Origin of the sequence: Collinsella sp. AM24-1, from assembly GCF_003470325.1 — a bacterium.
Lineage (GTDB): Bacteria > Actinomycetota > Coriobacteriia > Coriobacteriales > Coriobacteriaceae > Collinsella.
The window spans coordinates 337-1,131 of record NZ_QRHM01000061.1; the positions used below are offsets into that span (position 1 = coordinate 337).

The window sequence follows — 795 nt, forward strand, 5'->3', positions numbered from 1 at the left end:
CCGAGCCGTCATCGAACTTAGAAGGGGGGAGGCCTCGCGGCCTCCCCCCTTTTTTTGCGTTCTAGAAGCTAACATTGCCCTTTCTGTTTTAGGAGTGCTCGGATTGACTTTAGTCGAGGGCATCGTTGTCGCTTGCGGTGAGGTAGAGCCGATCTTTTTGTTTATGTCGCGTTCTGGTGGCGATCAGCCGGCTCCAGGGTTCTGTCGCCACGTATATCCGGACGGATCTTTTGCTCCTTATTTCCAGTAAATCAATTAAGGGGCGTTGTTTCAATCAAATACACTCCGCCAGCGGGGGCTCTATCTAATTAGTGATAGAGCCCCCGCTGGCGTTTTATAGGTTTGTTAACGTTGTCCTTCAATTTATGATGGGCTAACTAGCGGAGACCGACGAGGGTATAAAGATGATATGTCTACAGTGGACAGCAAGATTCCCGAGGTCATACGGTCTGTCCGAGGTTTATGACCATATGTGCGACTCTGAGCAACTCGGAGCCCAGTTAATTAATTTGTGAACAAAATATGGAGTGCGCGATTCCCGCCCCCGGCGCCCCTCCGGTCTGGCAATATATCTCCTTGCCGCGCGGCCCGGTCGGACCGGATCAGCCGCCTGGCGTGCACCTTGAGAACCGGATACTGCGAGGATGGACACATTCAGTGTCGCATCCGGGCAGACATCGAACCATTTGAAATGGTCTAACTTGGATTTGTTTTTCGCAAGGCCGCCGAGAGGCGGCCCCGAGAAATTCCTTTTCCTATACTAAAACCATATGAATCGAACGGAACCGATCAGCG

At 51.9% G+C, this 795-nt stretch carries 1 protein-coding gene; it reads left to right on the forward strand.

What is annotated here, in order from left to right:
- A partial coding sequence (locus tag DW661_RS10410) for a hypothetical protein (RefSeq protein WP_233547503.1) occupies positions 1-250 on the forward strand: 250 nt, incomplete at its 5' end.
- Positions 251-795: the final 545 nt, after the last annotated feature.